Consider the following 11,531-nt stretch of genomic DNA (forward strand, 5'->3'; position numbering starts at 1 on the left):
GGCACCGCTTCATCTTATATATTATTTATTCTCTAATTTTTTAAAAAATCCTTTATTCTCTCAGGGAAGCATTAAATTTATCTTTAAGACTTTTTTCTATTTTTTCAAAGACTTCATTTACCTCAATATCTGTAAGTGTCCTATCAGGCGCTCTAAAAACCAGTGAAAATGCCATGCTCTTATAGCCTTTTGCTATTTGGCCTCCTTGATACACATCAAAAAGCTCAACGCTTTCCAACAGCGGCTTTCCGCTTTCGCAAATTTCCTTTATAATATCCCGCGCAAGCACTCTTTCATCGACAACAATTGCAAGATCCCGCTCTGAAGCCGGAAATTTAGGCAGCGGTTTAAATATTACCTTATTTGATGCATTTTCAAGTATGGTATCCAGGTCTAGCTCCGCAGCATAGACTTTTTTATTAATTTCATAGTTTTCCAAGACATCAGGATGCACTTCGCCTACAAAACCGATTTCCTTATCTCCGATTAAAATCTTAGCGCAGCGACTTGTATGAAAAGCAAAATGACTGGCTGGAATAAAATCCCAGTTTTTTATGCGCAGTTTTGTAAAGATTGTCTCTATTGCTTTCTTTAAATCATAATAGTTCATTGATTCGCCGCAAAGCCCCATAACAATTCGCTTATTTTCCACGGGTAACTCTTTAAGCGGAAGCTGTTTGGGCAGATATACGGAACTTATTTCAAAAAACCTGAGTTCTTCCGCCTTATGATTCAAATTAAAACTTATGGCGTCAAGCATATTTGGCAAAAGCGTAGTCCTCATAATACTTCTTTCTTCCCCTAAAGGATTTAGGAGTTCGATGGCTTTTCTAAGCGGACTGTCATTAGGAGTCTTTATGATGTCAAATACTTTGGGACTTACAAAGGAATACGTATATGTTTCAAAATAACCGTTATAAACCAGTACATCCTTTATATCATCTATATATTTTTGATAATCATCAAGTTTGCCTTGGGTTACATTGCCATAGGGCAAAGTTGTTGGTAGCTTGTCATAGCCATACATTCTGCCGATTTCTTCTACAAGGTCAGCTTCTTCTACTAAATCCTGCCTGAAAGTAGGAACGATGGCCTTTAGTATACCTGAGTCATGCCTTACATCGATTTCAAGTCTCCTTAATATATCTATCATTTCATCTTGGGGTATAGAAGTGCCTAAAACTTTGTTTATTCTATCTGGACTGAATGCAATCTCTCTTGGCGCAGGTTTTGCGGGAAATACATCTACACACCCTTTTAAGACTTTCCCCGCTCCTAATTGTTCAATAAGCTGGCAGGCTCTATCTGCAGCCATAAGACAAATATTGGGGTCAAGGCCCTTTTCAAATCTCATGGACGACTCTGATCTTAGACCAAGCTGTCTTGAAGTCCTGCGGATATTTGGACCAAAAAAGTTAGCAGATTCTATTAACACGTTTCTGGTAGAAGATGTTATCTCGGAATCTGCTCCGCCCATAACTCCTGCAAGGCCTAATGCCCTTGATTTATCTGCAATTACCAACATATCTTCATTTAGCTCTCTTATATTTCCATCAAGTGTTTCAAGTTCCTCCGAGGGTCTTGCCCGTCTTACGATAATCGAATTTCCTCTAATCTTGTCATAATCAAATGCGTGCAAAGGCTGGCCTGTCTCTAGCATTACATAGTTTGTAATATCCACGATGTTGTTTATGGAACGGATTCCGCAGGTCTGTAATCTGCGCTGCATCCATAAAGGCGATGGCTCTATTTTTATATCTTTTATGATTCGCGCCGTATATCTTTTGCACAAATCTTCTGCTTCGATTTTAATTGTAACCTTGTCTTTTACAAATTCTTCTCCTTCTTCATTTAAAGCTATCTCGGGAATAGTAAGCTTTGATTTCAATGTAGCCGCCGTTTCTCTAGCCATTCCGATAATGCTCAGACAGTCCGGTCTGTTGGGTGTTATCTCAAAATCGATAACCGCATCTTCTAAGGGAAGATAATCTTTTATATCTGTGCCAACCGGTGCATCCTCAGGAAGTATCAATATACCTTCCTGCATCTCGGAAGGTAAACCGTGGTCGTCTAGCCCCAGTTCTTCTGCAGAACAAAGCATTCCCCATGAATCTACTCCGCGGAACTTGGATTTTCTGATTTTCTTGCCACCGGCAATAATTGAACCATTTAAGGCTACGGGCACTTTGTCTTTTTCTCTAACATTTGTGGCTCCTGTTACTATTTGCACTGTTTCATTCCCTGTATTTACATATACAATTATCAATTTATCGGCATCAGGGTGTTTTTCTATTTTTTCAATCTCGCCTATTATTATGCCTTTAATATCTTTCCCCCAATATTCAACACCCTCAACATTTGAGCCTGACATTGTAAGTTTCTGGGCAAGTTCTTCAGGCTCTTCATTTATTTTAACAAATTCTTTTAACCATCTCATAGGTACCAGCACTTAAAAATCCTCCTCTCAAAACTGTTTTAAAAAGCGCAGATCATTTTCGTAAAAAAGTCTTAAATCATTAATCCCATATTTTAGCATTGCTATCCGCTCGACTCCCATACCGAATGCAAAACCATTAATTTTCTCAGGATCGTGACCTACATTTCGAAGCACATTAGGGTGTACCATGCCGCAGCCTAATATTTCCAGCCAACCGGTATATGAACAAACTCGGCAGCCTTTGCCGTGACAGGCTATGCAGGAAATATCCATTTCGGCACTAGGCTCTGTAAAAGGGAAAAAGTGAGGGCGAAATCGCGATTTTCTGTCCCGGCCGAACATCTCATGCACGAAAGTAACAAGGGTTCCCTTTAAATCTCCCATTGTAAAACCCTCACCTACTGCAAGTCCTTCTACCTGATGAAACATCGGTGAGTGTGTGGCGTCTACGGTGTCAGATCTAAAAACCCTGCCCGGTGCAATTATTTTAAGGGGCGGTTGCTCTTTTTCCATTGTCCGTATTTGAACCGGCGAGGTCTGGGTCCGAAGAAGTATTTCGTCGCTTATGTAAAAGGTGTCCTGCATATCCCGTGCCGGATGATCCGCCGGAGTATTTAATGCCTCAAAGTTATAATATTCAAGCTCTATCTCAGGTCCTTCCACTACTTTGTATCCAAGACCTATAAATATATCCCTTATTTCATCCATAACAAGGGTGAGGGGATGTTTTGCTCCCAGTAAAACCTTAGTAGGAATTGTAACATCTATAAATTCCCGGCGCATTCTTTCTTCTTTTAACGCCTTCTTTAATTCTAGCTCTTTTTCGGCAATCTTCTGTTCAAGCTCTGTTTTTATTTCGTTTGCGAGTTTTCCTATCTCGGGTCGTTCCTTATCGGAAAGCTTGCCCATTCCTTTTAAAATCTGGGTTAGCTCTCCTTTTTTACCTAAAATTTTAATTCTCATGTCATTTAATTTGTCGATACTATCAGCTTCAGATAAGGCTTTTAAAGCTCTTTCTCTTAAGTTTATCAAATCGTCTTTCAACTTAACTTGCCTCCTGTCATTAGATAATAAAAAGCTTCCGTCCTAATACACTAGGGACGAAAGCCTTCTTCCGTGGTACCACCCTTTTTTAGTTTCACAAACCCTCGAAATTTATAACGGCAAAAACCGGGGAGGCCTACTTCAATTTCAACCTCTCAGCTTCAGAGTGAACTTCAACGGCTTCCCATACAAAGGCTTGCAGTCCGTGGCCTGTGTTCCCTGAAAAGGTACATCCGTCTACTCTCTCTTTCATAGCATTTTACGAAGTTAAAAATTGTCTATAAATAAGATAAGCTACAATAGAACCGGTAGTCTCAAAAATGTTCCAAAAAAGTTCCGCCTCAGGCATCGTGCTCCACCCTTTCCTAAGGTTTACACACCAATATTATAGCACAGCCTAGGGCTTTTTACAACTGACTTGTCACGAGTTGATCCGCTGTTTTACTGCTTCGAAAACTATTACTCCGCAGGAAACAGCTACATTCAAGGACTCGGCTTTACCCGGCATTGGGATTTTGACTATTTCGTCTGAAATCCCAACTATATCCTTTGAGACTCCTTCGTCTTCTGAGCCCATTATAATCACTGACGCTCTTTTATAATTTACATCAAAATAAAATCTTGTTGCCCCAAGATGGGTTGTTACTATAGCAGCTCCTGCCGCCTGTAAATCTTTCAGTGTCTTGGCAAGATCTTCGCTTTCTATTACCGGCACATGAAAAATGGATCCCATAGCAGCCCGCACAACCTTTGGGTTATAAATGTCAACACACCCCTTGCCGGCTATCACTGCATCTGCAGCCGCTGCATCAGCTATCCTTATAATTGTACCTGTATTGCCCGGATCTTTAACTTTATCTAGTGCAATTACTAAAAAATCACCATGGATTACATCTTTTAAATCAGTTTTCTTAAACTCTGCTACTGCCAATATGCCCTGAGGTGTAACAGTATCAGTTAGTTTATCAAGCTCATCGGTTTTGAGTTGGTAAATACTGCGCTGTGGAACCTTTTTATAAAGTAGCTTTATAAAATCGGGATTTGCTACTAAAAACTCTTCTGTAATTGCTACAAGCTTTATTGTATAATCTGAATTTAAAAGTTCACCAACATTTCTTGTGCCTTCTACAATAAAACAGCGATTTTTTATCCTTGCCTTCTTGGATTGAATAAGGTTTTTAATTAGCCGCTGCTGGTTTTTGGAAAGTTCATCCGGCATATCAGTATTCATCCGTTTCTAAAAGTGCTTTTCTATATTTTCAATATCGTCCTTATGACCCACCACAGCTAATATGTCTCCTCTTAAAATCATATCATCGCCGTTAGGGGATATTATAATATTGCCGTTGCGCTTTATCGCAATGACATTTAGCCCGTATTTAGTGCGCATATTGAGCTGTCTTAAGCTCTTATCATACCAAGCCGGCAGTGCACTTATTTCTATGATAGAGTATTCAGGTGAAAGTTCAATATAGTCTAGTATATTGGACAGTGTCAGGTTATGCGCAACTCTGATTCCCATATCTCGTTCAGGAAAAACTATTCTATCTGCACCTATCTTTTTCAGTACTCTGCCGTGCAGTTCACTGTTTGCTTTTGCAACTACATATTTTATACCCATTTCTTTGAGTATAAGGGTTACCAGTATACTAGATTGAATATCATTTCCTATACTGACTACCGCCACATCAAAGTTTCTAACGCCTAACGCTTTGAGGGCGTTTTCATCTGTTGCATCTGCCTTGACCGCGTGTGTTATACTTTCAGCTACGCTTTGAACAATTTCCTCATCGTTATCAATCCCTAGCACATCATGACCTAATTCATACAATGTCTTAGCCAGACTAAATCCAAAACGGCCAAGGCCTATTACAACAAACTGTTTCATCAAAATCGCCTCCGATATTATCCGACAAGAACTCTTTCTTCTGGAAATCTAATCATTGCTTTGTTTGTCCGTCCTCCAAGCGCCATTGCAAGGGTCAAAGGCCCTACTCGGCCGGCAAACATGGTTAATATTATCACTACTTTGCCAATATCCGTAAGATTTGGCGTCAGTCCCAAGCTTAAACCCACAGTGCCAAAGGCCGATGTGGTTTCAAATAGAATAGACATGAAATCCGTATTTTCTGTCATGGTTAAAATAAAGGAACTTGTAAAAATCAATAGTAAAGCTATAACTCCAATAACTGCCGCTTTAAATATGTTGTCATATGGAATTCTTCTTCCGGAAATTTCCACATCTTCCTTTGAAGCAAGTATTGTATATATCATCATAATAATTACAGCAAAAGTGGAGGTCTTGATACCGCCTCCGGTAGAGCCCGGTGATGCGCCAATATACATCAAAAGAATTGTTAGATATTTTGACGGCATTTTTAAATCTGCAAGATTGATTGTATTAAATCCTGCTGTTCTCGGGGTAACAGATTGAAAAGCTGCTGCTAAGATTTTCCCTTTTGTCGAAAGACCGCCTAGTGTATAAGGATTTGAACTTTCAATAGCGTAAAATGCCACAAACCCGCAGGTCAAAAGCAGCAGTGTAGTAACGATAACAATCTTTGAATGCAGGCAAAGATGTTTAAAGTTTTTCTTTGTGATAATATCCTGAATTACAGAAAATCCTAATCCGCCAAATATTATTAATCCCATTATAACGCAGTTTATTAAAGGATCTTCAACAAAGGGCGTTAAATTTTTAAAGTTTCCAATAACATCGAATCCGGCATTGTTAAATGCTGAAACAGCATGAAATACGCCGTAATATATTCCCCTTGTCGGACCATATATCTGAGAAAATCGAAGAGCCAAAAGAGCTGCGCCTGTTCCTTCAAATATTAAAGTTGTAATTAAAATGTTGCGTGAAAGTTTTACAAGTCCGGACAGTGTCGATTGATTAAGGGCCTCTTGCATCACCATGCGCTCTCTAAGTGTTATCTTTTTCCCCAGCAGTAAAAAGACCGTTGTAGCCATTGTCATTATGCCTAGGCCGCCCATTTGGATCAGACACATAACTACTATTTGTCCGAAAAGCGAATATCGTGTACCGGTATCTACAACCACAAGTCCTGTCACGCATACAGCAGATGTGGAGGTAAATAAAGCATCTAAAAAACCTACGCTTTTACCATCACTTGCCGATATTGGCAATGTCAATAAAACCGCACCTGTAAGTATTAGCAAAGCAAAGCCGACAGCCAAAATTTGGGTCGGCTTTAACCTCCTAAGTCCCACATCAAGAATCTTGATTTTAACCGCCCCCGAAAAGTCTAAAAAAGCGACTGTATATGCCGCTTTTATTTCACGTTTGCTTTAGCAATGTCAACTAATTGTGCAAAACCGTTTCCATCATTTATCGCCATTTCCGACAGCATTTTACGGTTAATTTGCACGCCTGCTTTTTTCAGACCGTATATAAGTTTGCTGTAAGAAAGACCATTTGCCCTTGCTGCCGCATTGATTCTTGCAATCCAAAGTTTCCTAAAATCTCTCTTTTTGAGCTTTCTTCCTGTATAAGCATGGGCCTGGGCTTTTAAAACTGCTTGATTTGCAGGTCTGTAAAGTCTGCTCAAAGATCCTTTATAACCCTTTGCTAATTTAATAATTTTTTTATGTCTGTGGCGAGCTGTAACTCCTCTTTTCACTCGTGCCATAATCATCCTCCTCTGATGGTATTACATGTATGGTATTACCTGTTTTATTCTCTTGTGATCAGCTTTTGTCAAAATAGCAGGCTTTCTCAAATGTCTCTTTCTCTTTGAGCTTTTTTTGGTAAGTATATGGCTTTTGTAAGCCTTAAATCTTTTTATTTTCCCTGTCTTTGTAACTTTAAATCTCTTAGCCGCGCCTCTGTGTGTTTTAACCTTTGGCACCAAAATCACTCCTTTTCAGTTGTTTCCTTAGGCGAAATTACAACCACCATATTTCGGCCTTCCATTTTTGGTTCTTTTTCGGCAAAACCATAATCTTTTACTCCTTCGACAAACTTATTCAAAACTTCTTCACCTAATTTTGTGTGAGTCATCTGTCTGCCGCGGAATTTGATACTTACTTTTACTTTGTCACCATCTTGCAAAAACTTAATAGCGTTTTTTAGTCTGACTTGAAAATCATGTTCATCTATAGTCGGATTCATTCTGATTTCTTTTATGTTTATTATTTTTTGTTTCTTACGGGCCTCTTTCTCCCGCTTACTCTGCTCATATTTATACTTACCAAAGTCCATAATCTTGCACACGGGCGGTTTCGCATCCGGCGCAATTTTTACTAAATCCAACTGTGCTTCCTGAGCATAGCGCAACGCATCTTTTGTTGACATGACTCCAAGCTGCTTGCCATCAGGCGCAATCACTCTCACTTCTCGATCTCTTATATCGTGGTTCACCTGAATTTCTTTGTCTTTGCTAATACTATTCACCTCCAAAAATTTTTAAAAACTAAAGGGGCAAGAAGAATCTTCTCACCCCAAGAAATAATAATCTTACGGATAGCAACCTTGTAAGCTTTCGCCACAAGGTGAGAAGTATCTTCTACTTTGCAAAAGTTTTTATTTTGTTACCTTCGTAAATATATCACATGTTACATTTATAGTCAATTAAATTTTGAAACAAGTTCATTAACTTCATTTATAAATTCTTCAATAGGCTTTGAGCCTGTATCCCCTTTTTCTCTGGTTCTGACGGAAACTGTATTTTCACTGGCTTCTTTATCACCTGTAACCAGCATAAAAGGAATCCTTTTCATCTGGGCATCTCTTACCTTATAGCCTATCTTTTCATTTCTCTCATCAACTTCGGCTCGAATGCCGGCTGCATCCAGTTGCTTTTTCACTTTATAGGCGTAATCTAAATGTTTTTCACTTATAGGAAGAATTTTTGCCTGAACGGGAGCAAGCCAAACAGGGAAAGCCCCTCCATAGTGCTCGATTAAAATTCCTATAAAACGCTCAATACTTCCGAATATCACACGGTGAATCATAACTGGTCTATGTTTTTCGCCATCTTGTCCGATATATGTCAAATCAAAACGCTCCGGCATTTGAAAATCTAATTGAATAGTGCCACACTGCCATGTCCTGCCTAAGCTGTCTTTTAAGTGAAAATCGATTTTTGGACCGTAAAATGCTCCGTCCCCTTCGTTAATCTTATAAGACATCCCTTTTTTCTCAAGAGCTCCTTGAAGCGCTGAGGTTGCCTGCTCCCACAGTTCATCTGACCCCATGGAATTTTCCGGTCTTGTGGAAAGTTCTACATTATATTCAAAACCGAATATTTGATAGAAATAGTCTACCAAATCTATAACACCGATTATTTCATCTTCAATCTGGGAAGGCGTCATGAATATATGAGCATCATCCTGGGTAAAACATCTGACCCTCATAAGGCCATGAAGTACCCCTGACAGTTCATGCCGATGCACTAACCCCAGCTCGCCCAGCCTTATCGGCAGGTCTCTGTAGCTGTGAGAATCTGTCTTGTACATAAGAATGCCTCCCGGGCAATTCATCGGCTTTACGGCATAATTTTCTCCATCTATTTGAGTAAAATACATATTTTCCTTGTAGTGATCCCAGTGGCCGGATCTCCTCCAAAGCTCTTCGTTTAATATTATAGGCGTTTTTATCTCTTTATAGCCTCTTTTTGTATGCTCTTTGCGCCAAAAATCCGTAAGCAGATTCCAAATCACCATACCATTCGGATGAAAGAAGGGAAACCCCGGACCCTCTTCATGAAGACTAAAAATGTCTAATTCTCTTCCTAGTTTTCTGTGGTCTCGCTTTTTTGCCTCTTCTATTCTTTTAAGGTATTCATCCAGCATGGATTTTTTGGGGAAAGAAATGCCATAAATACGCTGAAGCATTTTATTGCGCTCATCGCCTCTCCAGTATGCCCCTGCAAGACTTGTAAGCTTAAATGCCTTTATCTTGCCGGTAGATGGAATATGGGGACCTGCGCATAAATCCTTAAACTCTCCCTGCTGATAAAAGCTTATCGGCGCATCTTCAGGCAGTGCCTCAATGAGTTCTACCTTATAAGGCTCACCCATCTTTTTAAATTCCGATAAAGCTTCTTCTTTTGTAACATCTATGCGGCAAAAGGGATAATCTTCGGCGACTATTTTTGCCATCTCGTTTTCTATTTTTTCAAGATCCGAAGGTGTAAAGCTTTCATCTCTATCGAAATCATAGTAAAATCCCTCATCGATGGCCGGACCTATAGCAAGCTTAGTTTCGGGGAAAAGCCTTTTTACGGCTTGTGCCATAACATGTGAAGTGCTGTGCCAGAAAGCTTTTCTAGCTTCTTCATCTTCAAATGTCAGTATCTCGACACTACAATCTTCGTCTACTTTCACGCTAAGATCCTTTGCTTTGCCGTCGACTTTTGCTATCAAGGCCTCTTTAGCAAGTCTCGGGCTTATATCCTGGGCAATTTCCAAAAGCGAAATGCCTTTTTTGTAGAGTTTTTCAACTCCACCTTTTAAAGTTACTTTAATTTCATTCATTCCACAACTGTCCTTTCCTTTATCTTTTGAGCAGTGCAAAATAAAAACCTCTCTATCCGTTTAAGGACGAGAGGTTTTCCCGCGGTTCCACCCTAATTTAAACTCATTTTTATAAGGCCTGTGCCGTGAAAGGCTCAGAGTTGGTTTTCGGCTTGCTGTTTCCAGGACCTTTCCAGCTGCCGGCCCCTCTCTTTGGAACTTTGCAAACTTACTCTTCTCGTCATTGCTTCACAATCAATTATTTGGTTTGTTTGTCTAGTGATTTTCATAATTATAAATCTTAAAAGCTTATATTGTCAAGGTATAAAGCATTATTGTTACATCAGGACATAGGTAATGCCTGCTTGAAAAATGCCTACTAAAAACCCCATCACTCCGCCAAGGACTTCAATCTGCCTTAGTTCTCTGTTTGCAAGTTGGATAATAAGATCTTCTAATTCCTTTAAATCAAAAGAGTTAATCTTCTCTTCTACCATTTCTTTCAAATTTAGTTCTTCTTTTGCTTTAGAAACAAGATTGTATTTTATTTCTTCGAAAATATCATTCCCATTTTGCCCTATGACACTACTTATATGTGTTGCTATGGAATTTCGCAACCCTGTAGGTATAATAGCCGGAAGTTTAGCTGTGATTTTTGCTGATATCAGATTTTTAATATACTCCATAAACTCAGTTTTGTTTTTTTCAGAGGCAAGATTTTCTATGATTTCTTCTGTGGATATGATTTCTTTTTCCAGGGCTTCACCAATGCTTTTTGATATATCGAGCCTGCGTTTTGGAATCAAGCCCTGAATCTCGATACCAAAAACGGGAACTTTGATAGGGTTTAGCGGCCTAAAAATAAGCTTTACTGCAAAAAGATTAGTGCCCCATCCTATAAGCGCTCCGATTAAAGGCATTAATGCCAGTTGAACATATTGGCTCATAGAACTTATCACCGTTTCTCCTTTTTGTTAAATTTGTGTAATTAAGCTCATTTATATATAAATTTAATCCATCGCTAATATAATAGCATATATACACCTTTCCTTCAAGAGAGAAGGCTTATTGTAGAATAAAAAAACCGCCGCAGAAGAACTAAAATACTTTGCGCCGATATCTGTCAAAACTTATATGAAATTATTTAAATCAATGGTGGGCGCTGTAAGGATTGAACTTACGACCCCTTCCGCGTCAAGGAAGTGCTCTCCCACTGAGCTAAGCGCCCAAATTGTCTGATAATGTAATGATTAAAGGTGGTGCCGGGAACCGGAATCGAACCGGTACGGGATTTAACTCCCGCAGGATTTTAAGTCCTGTGCGTCTGCCTGTTCCGCCATCCCGGCGTAATCTATTTTTGGAGGCGGCACCCAGATTCGAACTGGGGGTAAAGGTTTTGCAGACCTCTGCCTTACCACTTGGCTATGCCGCCAAAGTAAATCTTTAAAACAATTATACAATTATAATAGAAAAATGGAGCGGAAGACGGGATTTGAACCCGCGACCCTCGCCTTGGCAAGGCGATGCTCTACCACTGAGCCACTTCCGCACATCTATGGTGCCTTGGGGC

General features: G+C 39.6%; 10 protein-coding genes, 4 tRNA genes and 1 other annotated feature. All 14 genes read right to left on the reverse strand.

Annotation, left to right across the window (positions count from 1 at the left end):
* Nucleotides 1–52 precede the first annotated feature (52 nt).
* Entirely contained in the window at nucleotides 53–2,449 is a 2,397-nt protein-coding gene (pheT, locus tag BUE08_RS06290; protein WP_286680598.1) for a phenylalanine--tRNA ligase subunit beta, read from the reverse strand.
* Between the two features lie 15 nt (nucleotides 2,450–2,464).
* Nucleotides 2,465–3,481: a phenylalanine--tRNA ligase subunit alpha gene (gene pheS / locus BUE08_RS06295; RefSeq protein ID WP_286680599.1), complete on the reverse strand. Its 1,017-nt coding sequence runs from the start codon at nucleotides 3,479–3,481 to the stop codon at nucleotides 2,465–2,467.
* A gap of 49 nt (nucleotides 3,482–3,530) precedes the next feature.
* Nucleotides 3,531–3,743 (reverse strand) — a binding site (T-box leader).
* Nucleotides 3,744–3,902: 159 nt separating this feature from the next.
* Nucleotides 3,903–4,700, reverse strand: coding sequence for a TrmH family RNA methyltransferase (locus BUE08_RS06300; RefSeq protein ID WP_213951597.1), 798 nt, complete (start codon nucleotides 4,698–4,700; stop codon nucleotides 3,903–3,905).
* 18 nt (nucleotides 4,701–4,718) lie between these two features.
* On the reverse strand, nucleotides 4,719–5,369 hold the full coding sequence (locus BUE08_RS06305) for a potassium channel family protein (protein WP_213951596.1): 651 nt from the start codon (nucleotides 5,367–5,369) through the stop codon (nucleotides 4,719–4,721).
* 17 nt (nucleotides 5,370–5,386) lie between these two features.
* A complete protein-coding gene (locus tag BUE08_RS06310) occupies nucleotides 5,387–6,724 on the reverse strand; it encodes a TrkH family potassium uptake protein (RefSeq protein WP_353682094.1) in 1,338 nt (445 codons plus the stop codon).
* Between the two features lie 53 nt (nucleotides 6,725–6,777).
* A complete protein-coding gene (gene rplT, locus BUE08_RS06315) occupies nucleotides 6,778–7,134 on the reverse strand; it encodes a 50S ribosomal protein L20 (protein WP_059031548.1) in 357 nt (118 codons plus the stop codon).
* Nucleotides 7,135–7,155: 21 nt separating this feature from the next.
* Nucleotides 7,156–7,353 carry a 50S ribosomal protein L35 gene (gene rpmI / locus BUE08_RS06320; protein WP_059031549.1) on the reverse strand — a complete coding sequence of 66 codons (198 nt, stop codon included), beginning with the start codon at nucleotides 7,351–7,353 and terminating at the stop codon, nucleotides 7,156–7,158.
* A gap of 5 nt (nucleotides 7,354–7,358) precedes the next feature.
* The gene (infC, locus tag BUE08_RS06325) at nucleotides 7,359–7,871 is read right to left on the reverse strand and encodes a translation initiation factor IF-3 (RefSeq protein ID WP_286680604.1); all 513 of its coding nucleotides are present in this window, start codon (nucleotides 7,869–7,871) and stop codon (nucleotides 7,359–7,361) included.
* A 200-nt stretch (nucleotides 7,872–8,071) separates the two neighbouring features.
* Nucleotides 8,072–9,973 carry a threonine--tRNA ligase gene (thrS, locus tag BUE08_RS06330; RefSeq protein ID WP_353682095.1) on the reverse strand — a complete coding sequence of 634 codons (1,902 nt, stop codon included), beginning with the start codon at nucleotides 9,971–9,973 and terminating at the stop codon, nucleotides 8,072–8,074.
* Nucleotides 9,974–10,299: 326 nt separating this feature from the next.
* On the reverse strand, nucleotides 10,300–10,908 hold the full coding sequence (locus BUE08_RS06335) for a DUF445 domain-containing protein (protein WP_286680601.1): 609 nt from the start codon (nucleotides 10,906–10,908) through the stop codon (nucleotides 10,300–10,302).
* A gap of 206 nt (nucleotides 10,909–11,114) precedes the next feature.
* Nucleotides 11,115–11,189 (reverse strand) — tRNA-Val (locus BUE08_RS06340).
* Between the two features lie 29 nt (nucleotides 11,190–11,218).
* A tRNA-Leu gene (locus tag BUE08_RS06345) sits at nucleotides 11,219–11,307 on the reverse strand.
* 12 nt (nucleotides 11,308–11,319) lie between these two features.
* Nucleotides 11,320–11,393, reverse strand: a tRNA-Cys gene (locus BUE08_RS06350).
* Nucleotides 11,394–11,435: 42 nt separating this feature from the next.
* Nucleotides 11,436–11,510 (reverse strand) — tRNA-Gly (locus BUE08_RS06355).
* Nucleotides 11,511–11,531 lie beyond the last annotated feature (21 nt).

This window comes from Tepidanaerobacter sp. EBM-49 (genome assembly GCF_001896645.1).
Classification (GTDB): Bacteria; Bacillota; Thermosediminibacteria; order Thermosediminibacterales; family Tepidanaerobacteraceae; genus Tepidanaerobacter; species Tepidanaerobacter syntrophicus.

Excerpts from the sequence above, each read along its gene's own strand:
- BUE08_RS06300 (WP_213951597.1), bottom strand. The coding sequence starts at position 4,700 with ATGCCGGATGAACTTTCCAAAAACCAGCAGCGGCTAATTAAAAACCTT.
- BUE08_RS06305 (WP_213951596.1), bottom strand. The coding sequence starts at position 5,369 with ATGAAACAGTTTGTTGTAATAGGCCTTGGCCGTTTTGGATTTAGTCTG.
- rplT (WP_059031548.1), bottom strand. The coding sequence starts at position 7,134 with ATGGCACGAGTGAAAAGAGGAGTTACAGCTCGCCACAGACATAAAAAA.
- BUE08_RS06335 (WP_286680601.1), bottom strand. The coding sequence starts at position 10,908 with ATGAGCCAATATGTTCAACTGGCATTAATGCCTTTAATCGGAGCGCTT.